At 58.7% G+C, this 17,861-nt stretch carries 16 protein-coding genes and 1 pseudogene; 11 read left to right on the top strand and 6 right to left on the bottom strand.

All coding sequences use genetic code 11. The annotated features are described in order from the left end of the window. Window positions 1–95: 95 nt before the first annotated feature. The 5 genes and pseudogenes from ACQKKX_RS14945 to ACQKKX_RS14965 form a co-directional block, all read right to left on the bottom strand. Window positions 96–500 (bottom strand): GlcG/HbpS family heme-binding protein, encoded by a 405-nt coding sequence (locus tag ACQKKX_RS14945; protein WP_427571668.1) that lies wholly within the window; start codon window positions 498–500, stop codon window positions 96–98. Between the two features lie 202 nt (window positions 501–702). After that, window positions 703–1,368 (bottom strand): SDR family NAD(P)-dependent oxidoreductase, encoded by a 666-nt coding sequence (locus ACQKKX_RS14950; protein WP_427571670.1) that lies wholly within the window; start codon window positions 1,366–1,368, stop codon window positions 703–705. A gap of 31 nt (window positions 1,369–1,399) precedes the next feature. Continuing rightward, complete coding sequence (locus ACQKKX_RS14955; protein ID WP_427571671.1) at window positions 1,400–1,834, bottom strand: tautomerase family protein; 435 nt, start codon at window positions 1,832–1,834, stop codon at window positions 1,400–1,402. A gap of 573 nt (window positions 1,835–2,407) precedes the next feature. Beyond that, window positions 2,408–3,594 (bottom strand): annotated as a pseudogene (locus ACQKKX_RS14960) (integrase core domain-containing protein). A 139-nt stretch (window positions 3,595–3,733) separates the two neighbouring features. Further along, window positions 3,734–4,645, bottom strand: coding sequence for an AraC family transcriptional regulator (locus ACQKKX_RS14965; RefSeq protein ID WP_427571840.1), 912 nt, complete (start codon window positions 4,643–4,645; stop codon window positions 3,734–3,736). A gap of 132 nt (window positions 4,646–4,777) precedes the next feature. Between ACQKKX_RS14965 and ACQKKX_RS14970 the strand changes: the two genes are divergently transcribed. The 11 genes from ACQKKX_RS14970 (at window position 4,778) to ACQKKX_RS15020 (ending at window position 16,901) form a co-directional block, all read left to right on the top strand. Continuing rightward, window positions 4,778–6,028 (top strand): ABC transporter substrate-binding protein, encoded by a 1,251-nt coding sequence (locus tag ACQKKX_RS14970; protein ID WP_427571673.1) that lies wholly within the window; start codon window positions 4,778–4,780, stop codon window positions 6,026–6,028. Window positions 6,029–6,087: 59 nt separating this feature from the next. Further along, on the top strand, window positions 6,088–6,951 hold the full coding sequence (locus ACQKKX_RS14975) for a carbohydrate ABC transporter permease (protein WP_427571674.1): 864 nt from the start codon (window positions 6,088–6,090) through the stop codon (window positions 6,949–6,951). Further along, a complete protein-coding gene (locus ACQKKX_RS14980) occupies window positions 6,948–7,766 on the top strand; it encodes a carbohydrate ABC transporter permease (RefSeq protein ID WP_427571676.1) in 819 nt (272 codons plus the stop codon). The genes ACQKKX_RS14975 and ACQKKX_RS14980 overlap by 4 nt, the downstream gene beginning before the upstream one ends. 5 nt (window positions 7,767–7,771) lie before the next feature. Continuing rightward, window positions 7,772–8,818 (top strand): NAD(P)-dependent alcohol dehydrogenase, encoded by a 1,047-nt coding sequence (locus ACQKKX_RS14985; protein WP_427571678.1) that lies wholly within the window; start codon window positions 7,772–7,774, stop codon window positions 8,816–8,818. Further along, window positions 8,818–9,882, top strand: coding sequence for an ABC transporter ATP-binding protein (locus ACQKKX_RS14990; protein ID WP_427571680.1), 1,065 nt, complete (start codon window positions 8,818–8,820; stop codon window positions 9,880–9,882). The genes ACQKKX_RS14985 and ACQKKX_RS14990 overlap by 1 nt, the downstream gene beginning before the upstream one ends. Before the next feature lie 637 nt (window positions 9,883–10,519). After that, window positions 10,520–11,974 carry an FAD-binding oxidoreductase gene (locus ACQKKX_RS14995; protein ID WP_427571682.1) on the top strand — a complete coding sequence of 485 codons (1,455 nt, stop codon included), beginning with the start codon at window positions 10,520–10,522 and terminating at the stop codon, window positions 11,972–11,974. A 15-nt stretch (window positions 11,975–11,989) separates the two neighbouring features. Further along, entirely contained in the window at window positions 11,990–12,700 is a 711-nt protein-coding gene (locus ACQKKX_RS15000) for a FadR/GntR family transcriptional regulator (protein ID WP_427571683.1), read from the top strand. A 181-nt stretch (window positions 12,701–12,881) separates the two neighbouring features. After that, window positions 12,882–14,012, top strand: coding sequence for a fumarylacetoacetate hydrolase family protein (locus ACQKKX_RS15005; protein ID WP_427571842.1), 1,131 nt, complete (start codon window positions 12,882–12,884; stop codon window positions 14,010–14,012). A gap of 20 nt (window positions 14,013–14,032) precedes the next feature. Beyond that, window positions 14,033–14,566 (top strand): TRAP transporter small permease, encoded by a 534-nt coding sequence (locus ACQKKX_RS15010; protein ID WP_427571684.1) that lies wholly within the window; start codon window positions 14,033–14,035, stop codon window positions 14,564–14,566. Beyond that, window positions 14,567–15,844: a TRAP transporter large permease gene (locus tag ACQKKX_RS15015; RefSeq protein WP_427571685.1), complete on the top strand. Its 1,278-nt coding sequence runs from the start codon at window positions 14,567–14,569 to the stop codon at window positions 15,842–15,844. A 49-nt stretch (window positions 15,845–15,893) separates the two neighbouring features. Continuing rightward, the gene (locus tag ACQKKX_RS15020) at window positions 15,894–16,901 is read left to right on the top strand and encodes a TRAP transporter substrate-binding protein (protein WP_427571686.1); all 1,008 of its coding nucleotides are present in this window, start codon (window positions 15,894–15,896) and stop codon (window positions 16,899–16,901) included. A gap of 65 nt (window positions 16,902–16,966) precedes the next feature. On the opposite strand, the gene ACQKKX_RS15025 is transcribed toward ACQKKX_RS15020, so the two are convergent. Further along, on the bottom strand, window positions 16,967–17,824 hold the full coding sequence (locus ACQKKX_RS15025; protein WP_427571688.1) for a DMT family transporter: 858 nt from the start codon (window positions 17,822–17,824) through the stop codon (window positions 16,967–16,969). Window positions 17,825–17,861 lie beyond the last annotated feature (37 nt).

Here is a 17,861-nt window from a genome sequence, read left to right on the forward strand (position 1 = left end):
ATGCAATAAAGCAATCACAGCGTGCAGAATAGCAACCTCGCCGCTAACGCACCGGGCCGCTCGACTTTAGGCTGGGGTCTCCGAATTGCCTTTGGCTAGTCCGGCCAGCACCGCGTCTCGGCAACGGCAATATCATCTGGATCTGCGCCAGAACTCACGCCTATGGCGCCGATGACGACATCATCTACGATGATCGGGATACCGCCGGGCAGGTTGATGGACCGGCTACCCGTGGCTAGCGCGAGATCAACGCCGAACTGAAGCCCGAGTTGGCCCGTTGGCATCATCAACGAGGCCGCCGTTTGCGCTTTGGAATATGCGGAATGTTGGGCCAGAAATCGTGCACCATCGAGACGAGCGAAAGCCAGAAGATTGCCGCCTGAATCAACAACCGCGATGTTCTCGGGCGCGTTAATCGCCTTGGCTTTGGCGATCGCAGCCTCCAACGCCAAAGCAGCACCATCATACGTCAACTGGCTTCTCAGTCGTGTGATCTTCATGATCAGGAGCCTCCTTATCGCCCCTGATCATGAACAGGACCGAGCGCAGAGGCGGGTATGTTGGGGTACCAGCCAAGTCTGGCGCCAAGGACACGAACGTCGAACTCTTCTTCTCCCGAGTAGCGGGGGGCGTAGGTGGCGTAGGCACGTTCGATCTCTTTCGTTCGCTGATCGATGCGCGCCATGTTATAGGCGTGGTAAACTATATGCTCTCACCCGCCTCCATCTGCCTCATTACCGATTCAGCAAAAACATCGGCTGACATGCCATGTACTGTTTCCTGCGACAGCTCCGAACGAACAAGGCCGGGGCAGATAAGAGCCACATCGATGTGTTTGGGAACCTCCTCCCTTAGGGCCATCGTCATCGCCAAGAGGGCATGCTTGCTGGCGATGTATCCTGCGCCCTCCGGCACCGCGTTGAAGAAGCAGTTTTCTGATCCCACGTTGTAGATTGAAGAAGGTGTACCCTGCTCGATGAATCGCTTGCCGAACACCGATACGCCATTCCAGACGCCGAAAAGGTTCACGTCGAGAATGCTTTCGATATCTTCCCGCTTCGCATCGATCACCTTGCCTGCGATCGGACCAATCCCGGCGTTGTTAACGATGACGTCGGCCCTCCCGAAGGCGGTCCATGCATAATCTGCGAGAGCTTCGACTTGCTCACGTTGCGTGACGTCGCACTCGACGATACGCACGTCCGGCGTGATCGGCGAAAGCGAGGCGGCGGCCTCCTCAAGCCGAGTTCGACGGCGTGCCGCGAGAACCAGCTTTGCTCCGCGCTTTGCGAATTGTTCGGCAAGGGCAAAGCCTATGCCTGTCGCGGCACCAGTGACGACAACGACTTTTCCCTTAAAGTCCTTCATGTTTCACTCCACTTCCTGCAACGTCGGATGATCAGATGGGCGCAAGCTCAGGATGAGGCTTACGGACATCGTCGATGGTGAGGGTATGTCCGAAGACGCCCCAGTCCCTCGTCTCGACCTCACGCAAAATAATGTAGACAGGAACACGTGCTCCCTGTGGAGCATTTGCATGTTTCTGGATTACGTCTGTAAAATGTTGGTAGAGATAGAGCTTGCCTTCGGTAGTCGGCAGACCAGCAAAGCTGTTGACCTCTAACGAGATGACCTTGGTGCCGCCCGGCTTGCCGCCGTGATAGATGCTGCCATGGGGATAATCCCGAAAGTAGATCCAACACGTGCTTCTGTCGAAGGGATGTTGCGGCAACTTCTCTGAATCGAGACCGATCGTCGTCAGCTTTTCTGCTAACGCATCGCGATCTTCAGGAGAGAATGTGCCCTCAGGCGCGTTGACGTAGATCAGAGGCATAGATCGAAACCCCGGTTGAGCGGAAATAGGTTCGAAAACGTGGGCGCGAAAGCGCTTCTTAGGCTTAGGGGCTAGCGCCGATGTCAGAGATAATGATCATGAGGGCTCTCCTCTCGGTTCACGACATGCAGCCTGCGGCATGCGCTCGTATTCAAGATCAAGTGTGCGAACTTCGTCGCCCTCGAGCATGCTCTCAACGTTGCGACACCCTCAAGCTAGCCTGACAAGTCCTGCAAAGCATTGCCTTAACGTCTCGATATCTTGCTCTATTGTCCGGTTCCAAAGAGCCTCAAGGACAAAGAGAAAACGGACGATGCAGCAGCGTGGTGATGGGCGGCCGCTTCGGAAACTGCCAGTCAGTTGCTGCTGCACAGAAGCCCTCGTCAGCCGACCTCCACGCAGCTGTGCGAAGAAGGGCGCGAGTTGGTGACATGGCCAGCTATTCTGTTCGTGTTAGACAGTAACCACCGGAACAGGTAGCGTCTTCTCAAAGAAGCAGGTCGAGGGTTCATATCCGGTCAAGACCGTAACTTTGGCGGTGTCCATACCGGAGACATGGGTACCATCTTGTACCTAAGACATGGGTGACAACCTCGTGCCGAACGGGTTGTCGATTGTTTGTAAGGTCTTCTGTTCCAGGTCGATGTAACCGAGATCATAGTGCATGAAGCTGACAAGCCAAATGCCGTCATCGACTTCTTTTATTCCCAGTCTCTGGCCTGCCATGACGATCGAGATGTTGATCTTCTTTCGGTACATGCATATGCGCCCGCAATTGGTGACGAGCGCATCCCTGTCGTGGAAGGGATAGTCCACGTCCGGTAGTCCGTTATAGCGTCGCGCTGCGGCTGAATAGACGTCCTGCGGGTTCTGCATGCCAAGTGCCTCGTGCGGTCGTTCGGTATTGATTCGTTGAGAAAGGCATCGAAACGAGCCTGCTGCTGGAGCATGTTCATTTGGGGTGGCCGGGTGGCTTCTTTCTTGAGCGTCAGATGCATGCGCTCGTGGCAACCATTCTGCTGCGGATGGCCCGGCCTGATGCGTTCGATGGCAATGCCAAGCCTGAGCCACCAGACGGAAAGCTTCGACAGATTATAGAGACCGTTCGGGCTGGCGAATGGGACGCCGTTATCACTTCGGATTGCGCCCGGCAGGCCACGTTCGGCAAACAGTCTTTGGAAGGCCTCGAAGACGGGGACTTCCTTCGTCGATCCGAAGGCTTCGCAGGCAAGAAGATAACGCGAGGCCTGGTCGGTGACCGTCAATGGGTAACAATATCGCCCGTTGCCAAGCTTGAATTCCCCCTTGAAGTCGACGCACCACAGATCGTTTGGATAAAGCGGATGCGACAGCGCCGTGCCTTCTGCCTTGTGACGATGGCGCTTGCGGGCATGAGTGACCAGTCCGTAGCGGTCAAGAACCGCATGCACCGTGCTGGTCGCAGGAATGCGGACATCACCAGCCAGCTTGCGGATCAGCAATTCCCGGATCTTGCGGGCACCCCAATGCGGCTTGTCCCTCTTGGATGTGACGATCAGCGTTTCGATCTGGGTCGGGAGCTGGTTGGCATAGCGTACAGGACGCCGGGATCGATCCGTCAGCGCCTCCAGCCCGTCGTCCCTGTAGCGATTGAAGATCCTGTCGCCGGTCTTGCGCGAGATGCCGAAATCCCGGCAAACCTCGCTCATCCCTTCGCCCTCCAGAAGCCGAGCGACAAAGCGTAGACGTTCCTCCATGACCGAAGTCTCTCTCCACGGCATCAACACCTCCCGCAAAGCGAAAAGTGTGACCCATGTCTCCGGTACAAAACGTCACCTATCTCTCAAGTCGGACACGGAATGAGCTCAGGGCTTATGGCAGCGCAAATACAAAAATCGGAACGAGCATGCTCCATCACGTTTAAAGCATCGATTTCCCACGGATACGCGCGGCCGTCCGATAGGCGCGCGGGGTCAATCCGGTTTCCATTTTGAAATACCGATTGAAGTTGGAGAGGTTGTTGAAGCCGGCCTCAAAGCATACATCGGTGACGGCGATGTCCGATTCCGCGAGCATCGTGCGGGCACGCCATACCCGGACGGACCGGCTGTAGTCAGAAAAGTTCATCCCCGTGAGGCGTTTGAACGCGCGTGAAAATGCGGAAGGTTCCAAGCGAACCGCCTCGGCAACTTCGTTCATCTGGGTTCTGGGATTTGACTGAAGAATTTGGATCGCCTGATCGATCCTGCGATGCCGCTTGTCAGACATCTCATTGTAGAACGATATGAAGTGTTCGCTGGCCAGCAGTCTCTTCTGGCCAGCGGCCTCGATGTCGTTGAGGATCTCCAGGAACAGACTAAGACCGCCGCTGCCCTGTTTGGCGTGCAACCTGAGGATCTTGGCGCCGATTTCGGACGCTTGCGGCCCGACAACCTCGACACCGCGCTGAGCGAGCATTCTCAGCCTGTAGATGATGTCGAACTCGGGACATACATTGCGAATGTTCATGAGAGCATCGGCATCGAACTGCAGCACCAGATCGCGGCCCGGCAGCGACGGTGCTCCGGGCGTGATCCAGTTGTGGGGGAGGTTGGTTCCCGTCAGGACCAGATGGTCTGATTTGAACGGCCCCACATAGTCTCCGACATAGGCGAAACCCTGTCCCTCCGGGATGTAATGAATCTCCCATTCAGGGTGGTAGTTCCAGATGCATATCGGGTTGGGATAGTCGTCGCGCCTGATGAGGTACGACATGCCACCAGGCAGGATGATCTGTTCGCGGGTGGCTGAATAGGAACTCGGCTGGGACGTGTTCTGTTGGTTTGTTGTCACGAGCTGGCCGCATCTGTTGGCATTTGTCAAAATAATATCATTTTCACGCAAGAAGGGAACTATTTCCTTTTCGTCTCCGCGTCAAAATACCCTCGTCCACGGCATGGGAGATGCCGAACCTGGGAGGGAACAATGGGACGTATCACGCTTCGCGCAGGCTGCGCGGCCATCGCAATTTTTGCCGCATCGAACGCAATTGCCGCTGCCGTATGCAGTGACGATCTGCGGATCCTTGCGCAGCCGAGAGATGGTCTGACATTGCTGGAAAGCCATGTCGACGAGTTCGAAGAACTGTCCGGCGCCGGCTTCGAGATCAGTTACCTCAACGAAAACGATCGCCGTGCCAAGTCGCAGGCGGATGCCTCGACGGTTGGCAGCTTCAACGTCTATTACGTCGACGAAGCCAACCTGGCGCTTTTCGCATCTTCCGGCTGGATTGTGCCGCTCGCAGGCTTCTATCCCACCGAATATGATTATGATGACTTCGATGCCGGCATGCGTGCTGCGGCAACCTATGACGGCAAACAGTGGTTTGCTCCGATCCAGGGCGGTGGCGACCTGATGGTCTATCGCACTGACCTTCTGGAAAAGGCCGGCGTGGCGCCGCCGAAGACCTGGGACGAATATCTGGCTGCGGTCGAGAAACTGCACGATCCCAAGAACGGCGTCTACGGAACCGCCTTGCGCGGTCAGCGCGGTTCGGGCGCCAACGTCTGGCGGTGGATGCCGTTGTTCAAGGCCAACGGCGGCGAATGGTTCAAGGACGGCAAGCCGGCCTTCAATTCCGAAGCGGCTGTCAAGGCGACGCAGACCTATCTCGATCTGTTCAAATACTCGGCGCCGGGAACCCAGACGGGCTCCTGGGACGAGTCCACCGGTGCCTTCCGCGCCGGAAAGGTCGCGATCATCGTGGAATCCGCACCGCTCGGCGGGATGTCGGTCGACAAGGCGCAGAGCCAGGTCGCGGACAAGGTTGCCTTCGCCGTGCCGCCGACGCCGCTGCCGGGCGCCGGTTATGCTCACGGTTTCGCAATCGCCTCGAAGGCCAACGCGACTGACGAAGAGAAGACATGCGCCGGTTTGTTCGTTGCATGGGCGACGTCCAAGGAGCAGGAGGCACGCCGTCTTGCCGCTGGCCAGCCGGGTGAACTGACACGAACCAGCACCTATCAGAGCCCCGAATACGCCAAGACTTTTGGGCAAAACCTTGCGGACGCGATGGCGGCGACCGGCAGCCGGACACAGGTGACGTTCTGGCAGGATCCGCGCTGGCAGGAACTGGGCAACCAGTGGGGCATCATGCTCGAGGAACTGATTACCGGTAGTCGCACCGATATCAAGGCGACGCTGAATGACCTGCAGGCGTTCGCCGAAAAGCTCTAGGCGCTGCACAGCGAGGGCGCGCCGACCAGCGCGCCCACCCACTCATTCGAGGTTTCCATATGCGTCGCGGACGTTCGCTTCCCTACGTCTTTCTTGGGCCCACGCTGATAATCCTGATTATCCTGGCGCTGGTACCGACGGTTTATGCCGTGAATATTTCGCTGCAGAACCGAACACTCTCACAACCGGCCGCCGACTATGTCTGGCTTGCCAATTACATTGCGCTTTTCTCCGACGCCCGGTTTCTCAACGCTCTTTGGGTCTCCTTCAAGTGGGAGATCATCAGCGTAACTGCGACGATGATGGTCGGTATCGGTCTCGGCATTGCGATGTTCGAGGCGGCAAGCCAGCGAACCCGCAACATTCTTTGTCTGCTGTTCATCATCCCGGTCCTGTTGCCGCGGGTTTGCGCAGCCTTCGTCTGGAAATTTGCATTTCACCCGCTTTATGGCGCGCTCACCTGGCCGGTGCGTGAATTGACCGGAGCCACGCCCGATATTCTGTCCACACCGATCGGCGCCCTGCTTGCCGTCGCCTTTGTCGATGTCTGGCAGTGGGGACTGTTTTTCGCGGTGATCGTGTTGAAACTGATGGAATCCCTTCCGCCGCAGCCGCTGGAGGCTGCTCGTATCGACCGCGCGAAGCGCTGGGAAATCCACAGATACGTCACCCTCCCGATGTTGAAGGTGCCGCTCATCAGTCTGCTTCTGGTCAAGGCGATCGAGAGCCTTCGTTCCTTCGATCTTGTCTATGTCATGACCCGTGGTGGTCCAGGCATCTCGACCGAAACGCTTGACATGTATGCCTATTCGCAAGGTTTCATCGAGTCCGGAAAGATCTCCTACGCGTCGTCCATGGCTGTGATCATGATGGTCCTGACCGTCGTTGCCTTCACCATGACGTGGAAGAGGTTGAACCGATGAAAATTTCCCTTTTTCTTCTCAGGTCCGTCCTCTTTCTCGCTGCTGCTCTTGTCGTGCTGCCGCTGTTATGGACGTTGCTCAATGCCTTCAAGACCAATGCCGATCTGCTGGTCAGTACGCCAAAACTGTTTTTCCAGCCGGTGTTCGACAATATGAGCTATGTGCTCAACAGGCGTTCCGTTTCACGGGCGCTGACGAACTCGGTCATCATCTGTTCGTCAGCCGTCCTGCTGGGCGCCATTCTCGGAGTTCCGGCAGCCTATGTCATCGCACGGTTCAAAAACCGTCTGACCGCTGAAGCGCAGTTTTTCGTGCTGTCCCTGCGTTTCCTGCCGCCGGTTGCCATAGCGATCCCGATGCTCGTGATCTGGCTTGGACTGGATCTCTACGATACCCGCGTCTCGCTGATCGTCACCTACCTGATCGTCACGACGTCGATCACCATCTGGTTGTCGGTACCGGCGTTCGAAAGGGTGAGCCTGCACGTCGAAGAGGCTGCCCGTGTCGATGGCCTCGGGCCATACGAGACCTTCTTCCGGATTGCGCTGCCGATCGCACGGTTCCAGATTTTCGGCGCGATCGCCTTCTCCTTTGTTCTCGTCTGGAACGAGTTCCTTCTGGCGATGATGCTGACCACGTCTTCGGCCAAAACGCTGCCGATCATTGCATCGGAGATGTCCCAGCTCGGCATGAACGTACCCTGGGGCATCCTCAACGCTGCCGTTGTCCTTTTATCGCTACCGCCACTGATCTTGCTCGGCTTTCTCGCGGGCGGTCTCAACGCGGCATTCTCAAAGAAATCTGACCAAGGTTGAAGATGATGAGAGCACTTGTACTCGAACGTGTCGGCGAGCTTTCCCTGCGCGAAATTGACCTGCCGCAAGAGGTCGGTCCCGACGATGTTCGCATCCGCCTGCATACGGTCGGCGTGTGCGGCAGCGACGTGCATTATTACACCCACGGCCGCATCGGCGATTTTATCGTCAACGAGCCGATGGTGCTGGGGCATGAGGCGGCCGGGACGATCATCGAGGTCGGCAGCAGCGTCACGCATCTGAAGCCTGGCGATCGCGTCTGCATGGAGCCGGGTATTCCCGATCCTCGTTCCCGCGCATCGCGGCTCGGCATATACAATGTCGATCCGGCGGTCACCTTCTGGGCAACGCCTCCGGTTCACGGCGTACTCACGCCCGAAACCGTGCATCCGGCCGCGTTCACCTACAAGCTTCCCGACAATGTGACGTTTGCCGAGGGCGCGATGGTCGAACCCTTTGCGGTCGGCATGCAGGCCGCGTCCCGTGCACGCATCACCCCCGGCGACACGGCGGTCGTCACCGGATGCGGCACGATCGGCATCATGGTGGCGCTGGCTGCCCTGGCTGGGGGATGCTCAAGAGTATTTATCTCCGATCTGTCGGACACCAAGCTCGACCTTGCCCAGACCTATGACGGGATTACCGGCATCAACCTGCGGCAGACCGACATCGTTTCCGCCATCGACGAGGCGACCAACGGTTGGGGCGCCGATATCGTTTTCGAATGCTCCGGCGCTCCGGCGGCAGTGCGTGACCTGTTCAGGATCGTTCGCCCCGGCGGCACCGTGGTGCTTGTCGGTTTGCCGCCGGAACCTGTCCCAGTCGACATCGCTGCCGCCTGCGCGCGCGAGTGCCGGATCGAAACGGTATTCCGTTATGCCAATGTCTTTGATCGTGCTCTGGCGCTCATTGCTGCTGGCAAGGTCGATCTGAAGCCGCTCATCTCCGATAGCTACACGTTCGACCAATCGATCAAGGCTTTCGAGCGCGCGGCCGAGGGACGTCCCGATGATGTCAAGCTCCAAATCCTCATGGACGGGGAGGCAATCTAATGGCGACAGTTGAGTGCCGGTCCATAAGCAAGGCTTATGGTTCGCTCGAGGTCATGCGTGATTTCAGCCTGAACATTGCCGATCATGAATTCGTGGTCTTCCTCGGTCCATCCGGCTGCGGCAAATCCACGATGCTGCGCATGATCGCCGGACTGGAGGAGATTTCAGGTGGCGATCTTCTGATCGGCGGTCAGCGGATGAACGATCGTGATCCGGGCGACCGGGGCATTGCGATGGTCTTCCAGAACTATGCCCTTTATCCGCACATGACGGTGCGCGAAAACATCGTTTTCGGCCTCGAGCGGGCAGGGGTTGCCAAGGCGGAAATTGAAAGCCGCCTTGCGCCGGTCGTCTCGGCTCTGGGGCTGGAAGTCTATCTGTCACGCAAGCCGACCGAACTGTCGGGTGGCCAGCAGCAGCGCGTTGCGATCGCGCGTGCGACGATCAAGACGCCGCAGGTATTTCTCTTCGACGAGCCGCTCTCCAACCTTGATGCCAAGCTGCGCGGAAGCCTGCGTGTCGAGATTGCCCGGCTGCACAAGGAGCTGAAGACCACCAGCATCTATGTCACGCACGACCAGCTCGAAGCCATGACACTGGCGGACAGGATCGTGCTGATGAAGGACGGCCGCGTCGAGCAGATGGGAACGCCCGAGGAAATCTATCAATCTCCCAAAACGCTTTTTGCAGCAGGGTTCATTGGAACCCCAAACATGAACTTCATGGAGGTGGATGCGGTGGAGGGAATGCTTTCCAATGGGAATATGCAGTTGAGTGCGCCATTCGCCGTCCGGCCCGGCCGTGTGACGATCGGCGTTCGTCCGGGTGCCTTGAAACCGTGTGGGGAAGGCGGTCAGTTGAGGGGGCGTGTGCAGCGCAACGAGTTCCACGGCGAGACAAGGCTGGTCACCGTCGAGGTCGGACGCGACGAGGTCAATATTGCCGTTCCAGCGACGATGCCGCTCAAGGAGGGGCAGACCATCGGCTTGAACGTGGACGCCTGTGATCTCCATCTTTTCGATCCGGCCAGTGGAGTGCGACTGGAGGAGATGGCTGCGGTTTAGACGCTCGTGATAGTGGGGCGCGCAGAAGTCCATATCCACACAGTCTGCTAACCCTCCGGCGATAGGAGCCAGAAAATTTGACGCTGTTCTTCGAAAAGGACAGGGACCGAACAGCAAGAGAAGAGATAATGTTCGAAGTCATTTTCCATTGTGAGTTCGAAATTCTCTTCGGATGTCCTTCACAAGGAATTGGCGACAAAGCACGGGGGCCGGGCTTTTCAAACCTCTGACGTAAATGAAAGTTGGCATGAGATCGACGCGAAGCAGCAGTGGGTTACAGGTTCAAACCCACTCAGGAGAAGGCTCCGGATCTTTGACCTCTTTGTGTGCAGTACGGCCGTAACTCGCGGCTCCTGCACTGGCTGCGTCACTGCTGGCACACAGTTCGCCCAAATGGCGAGGCTTTTGTAAGCTGACGCGGCCGGGCAGTCGCTCTACGGGTGCGTATATCTCGGTCGCGTAAACCCAACCAACCACGAGGGCTGATGGTCGGTGCGCTTCAAGAAATGGTAGACAGTTTGTAAGGTTGTCTGATAACTCTTCGCGAGGTAATCTGTCGGGGCGTTGAGGGAGGTTGGGTATTAGAGATACGTCTGATCTCCCGGCCTTCGCGACTGAGCCTAGAAAGAAGGGTGACTTGAGCAATCGTAACAGCTCGGTCGATGAGAAGCGTCTTTCACTGCGCGCCGTTCTTGGCGAAGACGTGGTTCTCACCCAAGCCGACGACATGAGGCGCTACTGCACTGATTGGCATGGGGACGTCACCAGTGGTGCTGTTGCGGTCATCAGGCCACGGACCACGATGGACATCCAGGCAGCCGTTAGGGCCTGCGGGGCGCTGGGCCTTGCGATCGTACCGCAGGGCGGCAATACCGGCCTGGTGTTGGGCGCTACGCCCGATCAGCCCGATCATCAGGTGGTGCTCACTCTCGAGCGTATGAACCGCATCCGCAGCATCGATTCCGACGATTTTTCAGCTGTGGTCGAGGCGGGCTGTGTCCTTGCGGAACTAAAGGATGCGATTGCCGAAAAGGGCATGTTCTTTCCACTCGCGCTCGGCGCCCAGGGCAGTTGTCGCATCGGCGGCAATGTCTCCACCAATGCCGGCGGTATCAATGTTCTGCGCTACGGCATGACGCGGGAACTCGTGCTCGGCCTCGAAGTCGTCCTGCCCGACGGCAGTGTCTTTGACGGTCTGTCGACATTGCGCAAAGACAATCGCGGCCTCGACCTCAAGCAGTTGTTTATCGGGGCCGAGGGTACGCTCGGCATTATCACCGCGGTTTCGGTGAAGCTCACGCCCTATCCCGACCATGTCGCAACCGCCCTCCTGGCGCTCGGTTCGCTGGATAACGCCATCACGCTCTACCGCCGCGCGCGACGTGACTGCTGCGACCTGATGTCGGCTTTCGAATTCATGCCCCCGCTCGCCTTGACCCTGGCGCAGGAGGCCATGCCCGACCTGCCGATCCCGCTTTCCCCACAATACCAGGCCTATGTACTGATGGAAATTTCCGGATCCGGACTGGTGGATATCGACGACCTCATGCAGCGCTTTCTCGAAGGTGTCATGGCGGACGGGCTGGTGGTCGACGGCACTATCGCCTCGTCGCAGACGCAGGCCCGCAATCTCTGGCTGATCCGGGAAGGCATGAACGAAGGCCAGGCCAAGCGCGGCAGCCATATGCGCACGGACATTTCCGTATCGCTGTCGCAGCTCGCCTCTTTCGTGGCCGATGCGGAGGCGGCCGTTTTGGGGGCCCTGCCGGACTGCATCAGCGTCTCCTACGGTCACGTGGGCGACGGCAATGTCCATCTCAACGTCCTGCCGCCCGCCGGTTTGACGCCAGACGAGCGTCTTGATCGCATCTACGAGGCCAAAAAGGTCGTCAACGTGGTGATCGACAGATACCAAGGCAGCATCAGCGCCGAGCACGGCATCGGCCGCCTGAAACGCGACGACTTCGATCAGCGCGTGTCGGACACCAAGCGCAATCTGCTCGTCGCCATAAAGAAGGCGATCGACCCGGATCTGCTGTTCAACCCCCACTGCCAGATCAACCTCGACGCGACCTTTTGCAAGCCGGCTTAAGCCTAAGGAACCGTCATGGCTGATTTCACCCAGATCAAGAGAAACGAGCACCTGCCGGTCCGCATCGCTGCGGAGATCAGCAGGGAGATCGCTGACGGCAGCATCCGGCCGGGACAGAAACTGCCGACCGAACATATTCTGGCGAGTTCGTTCGGCGTCAGCCGTTCTGTCGTGCGCGAGGCGATCGCGCAGCTGCGCAATGAAGGCCTCGTCGAGACACGCCAGGGCGTGGGTGCCTTCGCCACTGAGATCCAGCAGCGCCAGTCGATTAGGTTCGAGGTCGCTCATCACGGAGACCAGGCGGCGTTTTGCAGTCTTTTTCAGGTCCGCTTTGCACTGGAGACAGAAGCGGCGGGCCTCGCCGCCCTGCACCGGTCGGAAGCCGATCTTGCCAGGCTTGACGATGCCCTAGCGCAGATGACGGGCGCGGATAAATGGACTGACCAGGGAATTGTTGCCGATCTCGCCTTCCACAAGACCGTCGCTGCCGCCACCCATAACGACTATTTTCTGCAATTCGTCGGCTTTATCGCCGAGAAAACACATATCGCGATCAATGCGGCGCGCGCCTCTGCCATTCTGGAGGAAATTGTTGAGATCACCATTGCCGAACACGTTGCCGTCAGGGATGCAATCGAGGGCGGTAACCCGATGGCGGCCAAGACGGCAATGCGGCATCACCTGGAAGGTGCTGCAAAACGGCTCAGTCTCGAACTCGAAATGTAGGCAAGGTTGCGACGCTAAGTTCCTTCAATAGCGGCTTTCAGGGCGCTGCTGGACTCGCGTCAAATGTCATACTAATAACGTCGTGACCTTGTCAGACATCTGACAAGGTCGGAGAGAGAGTGGAGGCTCTCTCTTGAAATGGGAGGTAATCGTGGCGCATCAGCATGCCATTTCATCTGATATGATATTGCCTGGCGATGCGTCAAACGCAGTGCTGGTCGGACGCGTGTGGTCCAGATCAGCCGGAGGCCCATGCCCCGTCCTGGTGTCGAATGAACGCCTTGTCGATCTCTCCTCCTTGGCGCCGACCCTGTCCGCCCTGCTTGAGATCGACGGTATCACACAGACGCTTCAACGCACGCCGTCCTTGCCCGAACTCGCCAGCCTCGAGGATTTTCTCAGCGGCTCGGCCGGCCATCTTCTCGCGCCCGCCGACCTGCAGGCAATCAAAGCTGCCGGTGTGACATTTGCTGACAGCATGCTAGAGCGGGTCATTGAGGAACAGGCCCAGGGCAATCCGCTGCGTGCCCAGGACATCCGCGGCCGCCTCGCTCCCGTCCTCGGCGATAATCTCAAGGGCCTCGTTGCGGGGTCCGAGGAAGCTGCCGAGGTAAAGCGCGTTCTGCAGGACATGGGCCTGTGGTCGCAATATCTGGAAGTCGGCATCGGCCCTGACGCCGAGATCTTCACCAAGGCCCAGCCGATGTCGTCGGTCGGTTGTGGTGCGGCGATCGGCATCCATCCGAAGTCGGACTGGAACAACCCTGAACCCGAAGTGATGCTGGCAATCAGCTCCAAGGGCGAGATCGTGGGCGCGACACTCGGCAACGACGTCAATCTGCGCGATTTCGAAGGCCGCTCGGCGCTGCTCTTGAGCAAGGCCAAGGACAACAATGCCTCGTGTGCGGTCGGCCCTTTCATCCGCCTGTTCGACGGCAGGTTCACGATCGACAACGTCAAATCGGCCGAGATCAGTCTGACCGTCAGAGGCGAGGACGGTTTCGAGATGACCGGCTCGAGCCACATGCAGGCGATCAGCCGCTCGCCGGAAAACTTGACGTCGCAACTGTTGAACCGCAACCATCAATATCCGGACGGAGCGTTGCTGTTCCTCGGCACGATGTTCGCGCCGGTGAAAGACAGGCGTGGTGCGGGCCTCGGCTTCACCCATGAGATCGGCGACATCGTCGAGATCGCCAGCCCGAGACTCGGGCGGCTGATCAATCGGGTGGAACACAGCGATACCTGCCCTGAATGGAAGTTCGGGATCATGGCGCTGATGCAGAACCTGGCCCAGCGGGGGCTGCTGTAGGAGGGCTCGGGGAGGAGAGCATGAAAAAAACGGTCGATCTATTCTACAGGTTCCTTGAGCTCCTGCTGATCCTGCTTCTGTCGGGCATGGCCCTGATGGTGTTCGGCAACGTCGTGCTGCGCTACGGCTTCAATTCCGGCCTGACGGTCTCCGACGAAATGTCACGTTACTTCTTCGTCTGGCTGACCTTCATCGGCGCCGTCGTGGCGTTTCGTGAGCATGGCCACCTCGGCGTGGAAACCCTGGTTGCCATGTTCGGCCGCAGGGGGCGCATCATCTGCATGATCCTCTCCAACCTGACGATCATCCTGTGTTCCGCCATCTTCTTCTGGGGAACCTGGGTCCAGCTCCCGATTAATTCCAGCATGGCGGCTCCGGTCACGGGTCTTTCCATGGCCTGGGTCTATGGCATCGGCTTCTTCACCGGCGCAGGCTGCGTGCTGATCTCGCTCGAACGGCTCCTTCGTCTCCTCACGGGCCGGGTCACCGACGACGAAATCGCTGCTTTCGCCGGCGAAAACATGACGATCGAAAAGATGGCGGAGCGCACCTGAATGACCCTTTTCGTTTTCGTTAGTTCGCTTCTTGGAGCTATGGCCATCGGCGTACCAGTCGCCTTCTCGCTGATGTTCTGCGGCGTCATTCTCATGTGGTACATGGGCATGTTCAACAGTCAGATCATCGCTCAGAACATGATCGGGGGCGCCGATACGTTCACGCTGCTCGCCATTCCTTTTTTTATCCTCGCCGGCGAATTGATGAATTCTGGCGGATTGTCGAAGCGTATCATCGATTTTGCCATCGCACTGGTGGGCCACATTCGTGGCGGTCTCGGCATAGTGGCGATTGTTGCCGCTGTCATCATGGCTTCGATTTCCGGTTCGGCCGCGGCCGATACGGCAGCACTTGCCGCAATCCTCATCCCGATGATGGCCAAGGCCGGCTATAACATCCCGCGATCGGGCGGCCTGATCGCCGCCGGCGGCATCATCGCCCCGGTCATCCCGCCATCGATGGCCTTCATCGTCTTCGGCGTCGCTGCCAACGTCTCGATCACCCAGCTGTTCATGGCCGGCATCGTGCCAGGCCTCCTGATGGGCGTATCGCTGGTCGGCACCTGGCTCTACGTGATGCGCAAGGACAATATCCAGCCGCTGCCGAAGGCGACCGGCAAGGAAAGGCTGAACGTTACCGGCCGCGCCCTTTGGGCGCTCGGCATGCCGGTGATCATTCTCGGCGGCATCAAGGCCGGTGTGGTCACCCCGACCGAAGCCGCCGTCGTTGCAGCCGTCTATGCAATGTTCGTCGGCATGGTTATCTACCGGGAGCTCAAGCTCAGCGAATTGCCGCAGGTGATCCTGCGCGCGGCAAAAACGACGGCCGTCATCATGTTCCTCGTCTGCGCCGCCCTCGTGTCGGCATGGCTGATCACCGCGGCGAACATTCCGGCCGAGATCACCGGCTATATCGAGCCGCTGATCGATCGTCCGAAACTTCTGATGCTGGCGATCATGATCCTCGTGCTAGTCGTTGGCACCGCACTGGATCTGACGCCCACCATCCTGATCTTGACGCCCGTTCTAATGCCGATCGTCAAGCAGGCGGGTATCGACCCGGTCTATTTCGGTGTGATGTTCATCATGAACAATTGCATCGGTCTCATCACGCCGCCGGTTGGTGTCGTGCTCAACGTCGTCAGCGGGGTCGGGAGGATCCCGCTGGGTAAGGTCACAGGCGGCGTACTGCCGTTCCTGCTCGCTCAAACGGTGCTGCTGCTCCTGCTTGTCGCTTTCCCCGAGATCGTGACCGTGCCGGCGCGGTGGCTGCGTTGATCGGGCGGCGTGCAACTCTGTCAATTCAACTGTCCATGGGAGGACCATCATGAAGAAGCTTCTTTTCGCAACCACCGCACTGGCGATTGCGGTGTCGGGGTCGGCTCCGGCATTCGCCGAATTCAACAGCCGCAACATCCGCGTCTCGAACGGCATCAATGCCGATCACCCGGTCGGCAACGGCATCAAGGCCATGCAGGCGTGCCTGGATGAGAAATCCGACGGGAAGCTGAAGATGACTGCGTTTTGGGGTGGCGCGCTCGGCGGCGACCTGCAAGCAACCCAGGCGCTGCGTTCCGGCGTCCAGGAAGCAGTCGTGACATCCTCGTCGCCGCTCGTCGGCATCATTCCGGCGCTTGGCGTTTTCGATCTGCCCTTCCTCTTTTCCAGCCAGGCGGAAGCCTACAAAGTGTTGGATGGCAAGTTCGGCGATTCCATGAACCAGAAGCTTGACGCCTCCGGCTTGGTCAATCTCGCCTATTGGGAGAATGGTTTCCGCAATCTGTCGAACTCCCAGCGCCCGGTCACCAAATGGGAAGATTTCTCGGGGTTGAAGGTTCGCGTCATGCAAAACAACATCTTCCTCGACACGTTCCAGAACCTCGGCGCCAACGCCACCCCGATGGCGTTCGGTGAGGTCTACTCGGCGCTTGAGACCAAGGCGATCGACGCCCAGGAAAACCCCTATGTGACGATCGACACCTCGAAATTTTTCGAAGTGCAGAAATACATCACAGAGACGAACCACGCCTATACGCCATTCCTCTTCCTGTTCTCCAAGGCGATCTTCAACACCTATACGCCGGAAGAACAGACCGCTCTACGTGATTGCGCGGTCGTCGGCCGCGACGTCGAGCGTCAGGTCATCGCCGACCTCAACAAGAAGTCGCTGGAAAAGATCAAGGATGCAGGCCTGGAAGTGAACCAGCTTTCTGCGGAGGAGCAGGCCCGCATCCGCGAAAAGTCCATGGTGGTCTATGAAAAGCACAAGGCAGAGATCGGTGAGAATGTTGTCGACGGCATCCTGGCCGAACTGAAAACCATCCGCGGCAACTGATCCGAACAGCGTTTCGCCCAATAGCCACGAGAGAAAGCCCACGCCACGCCGGCGTGGGCTTTTTCTTACTCGGGAAAAGCCGGCAAGACCTCTTCCCGCTTTTTCAGCATCTGCTCGCGCACGAAGATGAACAGGCCAGATGCCACGATCAGCGCCGCGCCGATCACCATGCTGAGCCGCGGCACGTCACCGAAGAACATCCAGCCGAACAGGACCGCCCAGAGCAGCAGCGTGTACTGAAGCGGCGCGACGGTCGCCGCATCGGAAATCTTTAAGGCGCGATTGACCAGCATATGGGCCGACATCGCGACGATGCCGAGAAGCGCGAGCAGACTGAGATCAAAACCCGACTGGACGGGGGCCCAGTCGAAGGGCGCAAAGGCCAGGCCGGCCAGACCGGCGCCGCCTACCTGGAAGAAGACCAGCGTCGAATCCGGCGTTGCACGCAAAAAGCGTCCGGAAATCATCATGAAAGCGAAGGCGCCGCTGCCGATGATCGAAATCAATGCCGGCGCTGTGAACATCGCAGCTGACGGTTCCAGCGTGATGACCACACCGACGAATCCAATCGCGATGGCCGTCCACCGCCGCCACCCAACCGTGTCGCCGAGCAGAAGCGGCGAGAGCGCCGCGACATAGATCGGCGCCGCCAACCAGTAGGTCATGACATCGGCAAGCGGCAGATACATGACTGCGTAATAGAAGCAGAACACTTCTGCCGTCGAGCAGACGACGCGGGCCAGTTGCATCCACGGGCGTTCGGCCTTGGCGATCGCCGGAAAGCCCACCACCCAGACAATCGGTACGAGAATGACAAGTGCCGCAAGGCTGCGCAGAAGGACGACCTGCCCGAGCCCGTAGCTGGCGACCAGCCATTTGCCCATCGTGTCGTTGAGTGCGAACATCAGCATACCCAGGAGCATGATCGCCGGACCGGCGACCGAAACCCTCTTGACGCCG

The organism is Neorhizobium sp. NPDC001467, from assembly GCF_050275975.1.
Taxonomy (GTDB): Bacteria; Pseudomonadota; Alphaproteobacteria; order Rhizobiales; family Rhizobiaceae; genus Neorhizobium.

Excerpts from the sequence above, each read along its gene's own strand:
- ACQKKX_RS14980 (WP_427571676.1), top strand. The coding sequence starts at position 6,948 with ATGAAAATTTCCCTTTTTCTTCTCAGGTCCGTCCTCTTTCTCGCTGCT.
- ACQKKX_RS15015 (WP_427571685.1), top strand. The coding sequence starts at position 14,567 with ATGACCCTTTTCGTTTTCGTTAGTTCGCTTCTTGGAGCTATGGCCATC.
- ACQKKX_RS15010 (WP_427571684.1), top strand. The coding sequence starts at position 14,033 with ATGAAAAAAACGGTCGATCTATTCTACAGGTTCCTTGAGCTCCTGCTG.
- ACQKKX_RS14990 (WP_427571680.1), top strand. The coding sequence starts at position 8,818 with ATGGCGACAGTTGAGTGCCGGTCCATAAGCAAGGCTTATGGTTCGCTC.
- ACQKKX_RS15005 (WP_427571842.1), top strand. The coding sequence starts at position 12,882 with ATGATATTGCCTGGCGATGCGTCAAACGCAGTGCTGGTCGGACGCGTG.
- ACQKKX_RS14950 (WP_427571670.1), bottom strand. The coding sequence starts at position 1,368 with ATGAAGGACTTTAAGGGAAAAGTCGTTGTCGTCACTGGTGCCGCGACA.
- ACQKKX_RS14970 (WP_427571673.1), top strand. The coding sequence starts at position 4,778 with ATGGGACGTATCACGCTTCGCGCAGGCTGCGCGGCCATCGCAATTTTT.
- ACQKKX_RS15020 (WP_427571686.1), top strand. The coding sequence starts at position 15,894 with ATGAAGAAGCTTCTTTTCGCAACCACCGCACTGGCGATTGCGGTGTCG.
- ACQKKX_RS14945 (WP_427571668.1), bottom strand. The coding sequence starts at position 500 with ATGAAGATCACACGACTGAGAAGCCAGTTGACGTATGATGGTGCTGCT.
- ACQKKX_RS14985 (WP_427571678.1), top strand. The coding sequence starts at position 7,772 with ATGAGAGCACTTGTACTCGAACGTGTCGGCGAGCTTTCCCTGCGCGAA.
- ACQKKX_RS15025 (WP_427571688.1), bottom strand. The coding sequence starts at position 17,824 with ATGCTCCTGGGTATGCTGATGTTCGCACTCAACGACACGATGGGCAAA.
- ACQKKX_RS15000 (WP_427571683.1), top strand. The coding sequence starts at position 11,990 with ATGGCTGATTTCACCCAGATCAAGAGAAACGAGCACCTGCCGGTCCGC.
- ACQKKX_RS14955 (WP_427571671.1), bottom strand. The coding sequence starts at position 1,834 with ATGCCTCTGATCTACGTCAACGCGCCTGAGGGCACATTCTCTCCTGAA.
- ACQKKX_RS14975 (WP_427571674.1), top strand. The coding sequence starts at position 6,088 with ATGCGTCGCGGACGTTCGCTTCCCTACGTCTTTCTTGGGCCCACGCTG.